Source organism: Mesorhizobium sp. WSM4810 (genome assembly GCF_055811235.1).
In genome coordinates this window covers 1-4,069 of the sequence record NZ_JBVVQV010000064.1, presented here as the reverse complement: position 1 = coordinate 4,069, position 4,069 = coordinate 1, and the positions used below count along the sequence as shown (strand labels likewise).

Here is a 4,069-nt window from a genome sequence, read left to right as displayed (position 1 = left end):
GCTCCGACCGATGCCGGTCGCGACCTGGTCACATCCGAGGCTGCGAGAGGAGGTCGGCGGCGCGTGCGGCGGTGCGATCTACATCAAACAGGAGCTCGGGACAGCGGTGAAGGTCGCGGCGCCATGGGTTCGCTGCTGCAATGAGGTCATTGTCCAGCGTTATCCCGGCAATGCCCTGTGGGGCAGAGGTTGGGGGTCCTGCACATCAAAGTCACCCAATTGGGTCTGGCCAGGATGGACGCGAGCGGGCTTCATCGGACCTCGCGCTCAAAGACACGGAACGTCTCTGTCAGAAGCTCCATGAAGAGTTCGACTTCCGGCTCGGTTATGATGAGCGGCGGAGCGGCCATGAACCATTCCCCGAACTTTCCGCTCGCCGCGCGGCGCGAATAGATATGGAGGCCAAGATCGCGGGCGATCTCGGAGACGCGGTAAGATGCCTGCCTGGAGGCGGCGAAAATTGCCTTAGTGGCTTTGTCCTCGACGATCTCCACTGCGTTCAAAAGCCCCATGCCGCGCACATCGCCAATAGTTGTGCTTCGGTCCTTCAATGCGTTTAGCTTTTGCCGAAGGATAACGCCCATGCGCTCGGCATTTTCCATCAGATTCTGGTTCACCAACTCACTGAGAACCGCAACTCCGATTGCCGAAGACAGGGGATTGCCGGAATAGGTATGGCCATGCAAAAAGCCACCAGATTCGACAACCTTGTCGACGATCCTGTTGGGGGCAATCATGGCGCCGAGTGGCGTGTATCCGGCGCTCAAGCCCTTCGCGCAGGCGACGAGATCAGGCATGGCGTCCGGCCAATGATGAGCGGCCAGGAAGGTTCCAGTTCTGCCGGCACCACACATCACCTCGTCGAAGATCAGCAGAACGCCGTAGCGGTCGCAAATCTTCCGGACCTTGGAATAGTAACCGTTCGGCGCGACCAATGCGCCGGTGGCGACGCCGCCGACCGGTTCCATGATGAAAGCGAGTACTGTGTCTTCACCTTCCGCGCGAATCTGTCTTTCGAGCTCGTCCGCGCAGTAGTCGGCATAGGAATTGACGTCGTAGCCCTCGGGGATGCGATAGCTCAATGGTGCCGGAACCTTGGGCATTATCCGCATAATCGGGCCGAACATCTGGTCCCGATCCGGATCGCCGGTGATCGCAGCGGCCCCGAGGGTCGAGCCGTGATAGCCCGGCATACGCGCAAGTATCTTCGAGCGTCTCGGTTGACCCGTAACCACGGCGTATTGACGTGCAAGTTTGAGGGTGGCTTCGATGGCCTCCGAACCGCCGGAGACAAGAAAAGTCTGGTCAAATCCCGGGCCCGCAAGCTCCGCGATCATCCTGGATAGCGTTTCGGTCGCCTCGCTGGTGAACGCGGTGCGGACGACATAGCTAAAGCGCTTCGCTTGTTCGATCATGGCGTCACGTACGCGCTCGTTGCCATGGCCGATGTTGGCGGCGACTGCGCCGGACGACCCGTCGAGATAGCGCTTGCCCTCGGTATCCCAGAAGAAGATGCCTTTGGCATGCGAAATCGTCGGCGTTTTGGTGACGCCGCGCCCGGCGTAGAACGCCCCTCCAGATGATTCCTTTTGAACGGGTTTGGGCTGCGTGCTCTGTGTCGACATCTTTGCTGCCTTATTTGCTAGTTGGTTTCGGAAGCGGAGCCCGGACTATTTACCGGCGCCGCACGTATGCGTGACGCTCACGCCACAACGCATGATTTAAGCGCCTCGCGGACGGAAAGAGCCTCCAGTTCGAGGAGAGCTTCCTTCACACGTACGGCATTCGCCTCGCCGATAATGGGGCTTGCGAGAGTGAGGAACTTGGTTTCCACCTCCGCCGGCCCAAAAGCGGGCCCGCCGGGGGCGCCAGTCGGAATTTCAGCCTGTTCGGAAAGAGTTTCGCCATTCCGAAGGGTCACATTAACGCGAGCAGGCAGGAGCTTTTTCGCATAGAACTTCTCATCGGCGCCGGCGAGTGTTGAAAGACTTATTCGGGACGCGTTTTCTTGGAGGTTTTTGTCGGCCAAGTCGTCTTCGCGTAGGCCCGTCGCCGAGGACTTGTCGTGCAGCTCGAGGACGAGCGCATAGGGGATGTGGAACGCCGCCTCCACGGTCGATTGCGGCCAGGGGCCGTTGAAGTCGCGGACGAACTCGCTAACGGTTTCGACGTGAATGCCCTTGATGTCGACGCGGTCCAAGCAGTGACGAGTCAGCAACGCGCGCAAGCAGTCAATCGCGGTGTGGATCCAGCGGCAGACGCCAAACGGCTTGAAACCGGTCTCAAGAATGAAATAGCGCTCGCCCCACCGATCGAGCATGTCTCGAGGCTCGAAGCGGTCGGACCCGGCCATCGCCCAGAACCCGTCGTCACCATCGAAGATCGTGCGATTGCCACGGAAACCGGCGCGCACAAGGTCCACTGCGGTGATGGCGCCCTTGTTTGCCCATCCGTAGTTGTTCTTCAAAAGGCTCATCGGCCGCGAATGGAACTTGCGCAAGAAGGGCAGCGGGGCGTGCATCGGGATCAGCCCATATGCATCCGCGATCTGCTCGGCGCTGAATCGGTGCAACAGGCTTGCCGCGGTACAGGCGCCGAAGATCTGCCAGCTTGCAAGGCCCTTGACTTGGCGGTCGCGGTCTTCGCTGGGCCGCATGGCGGTGCCAAGGCGCAGCGACATTTCATAACCACCGACAATCGCGGCAATCAGCTCCTTACCGGAGCTGCCGACGTCTTCGGCGACGGCGAGCGCGGCCGGGATAACCGATGCGCCGGGATGGCCGAAAAGGACGTAGGAATCGTCAAGGCTCAGCATGCTGGCGCTATGCGCGTTGGCATGAGCCGCATTGGCGGGGTGGAAGCGCAGCGATTTGCCGAAAACGGTGCTGGGGCCGCCGGAATCGATGCGCGCGAGGTAGGGCATCATCTGCCCCGCCCCGCGCGTGGTGCTTCCCGCGATCATGCAGCCGATATGATCGAGGACGAGAAGCTTCGCCTTGTCGCGCACATATGCCGGCAGCTCGTCATATGTGAGCCTAGCGACCGTATTGGCGACGTCTTGTGTCAGCGACATGTTTTCGAACCTCAGTGAGGGAACGCAAAGTCCAACGCAGGGCCTGCCTGCCCTATCGGGGCCATCGGCCGGTGACCCGCTCTTTGGAGCGTGCTATTTCTGGATCCAAGTATTCCAGCGGTCGATCAACATTGACTTGTTGGCGTTGATCCACGTGGCGTCCGGAACAACCATTTCGGATTTTATCTTCTCGGCCGACGGCAGTTGGACGCGTGCTTCCGCGCTCATGTACTTGAGCGCATCTTTGCTAGGCGGCACGCAGGACAACGCCTCACAAATCTTCCCCTGGACTTTGGGCGAATCCAGGAAGAACTTCAGCAGTTCAAGCGCTTCCGCCTTGTGCGGCGCGCCCTTTACCACGGCGTAGCGATCGCCCACCAAAATCGCACCGTTATAGGACCACCCGATGAGCTGCCCTTCGTTCTTGAGCGCGGTGGCGCGAGTCAACCACATGAAGCCGACATCATAGTCACCATTGCGAAAGCCCTGGGTCGTCTGGTCGCCCGTCGTCCACCACAGCCCGACATTGGGACGCAACTCGTCAAGCGCCTTGAAGGCGCGGTCTACGTCCATCGGATGAAGCTTGTCTCTTGGCACGCCATCAGCCATAAGGGCTGCGGTCAACTGCCGCCAGGCGTCCGCTTGCGCCGGCATCGCGCGGACTCCTGGGAAATGCTTAGTATCCCAGAATTCCTTCCAGTTGGTCGGTCCGCCATTGGGAAAGCGCTCTCTGTTGTAGGCAATCAGTGTCGCGCCGCGGGCAACTAGGACGCCAGACGCCTTGCAGGTGCCGGGCAGCAGATCTGCGCGGTCCGTGAACTGCCTACAAAAATTGTCGATGGTCGCCGCACGCTCGGCATGCGACGGCGCCTCAGCGTCCATCTCACCTTCAATGAAGATGTCCCACGTAACGTCCCCGGATTTGATCATGGCCTCCACATGGGCACGCCGTTCGGAACTGTTTGTCGACGGAGCCAGGATAACCTTGATGCCGGT

At 60.3% G+C, this 4,069-nt stretch carries 3 protein-coding genes; all 3 read right to left on the bottom strand.

Going from position 1 to position 4,069, the window contains the following annotated elements; translation table 11 throughout:
- Nucleotides 1-251: 251 nt before the first annotated feature.
- Nucleotides 252-1,625 (bottom strand): aminotransferase family protein, encoded by a 1,374-nt coding sequence (locus tag AC0L3O_RS35210; RefSeq protein WP_473618120.1) that lies wholly within the window; start codon nt 1,623-1,625, stop codon nt 252-254.
- A gap of 77 nt (nt 1,626-1,702) precedes the next feature.
- A complete protein-coding gene (locus AC0L3O_RS35205; RefSeq protein ID WP_473618119.1) occupies nt 1,703-3,073 on the bottom strand; it encodes an MmgE/PrpD family protein in 1,371 nt (456 codons plus the stop codon).
- A gap of 93 nt (nt 3,074-3,166) precedes the next feature.
- On the bottom strand, nt 3,167-4,069 hold a 903-nt coding region (locus tag AC0L3O_RS35200), incomplete at its 5' end, for an extracellular solute-binding protein (RefSeq protein ID WP_473618118.1).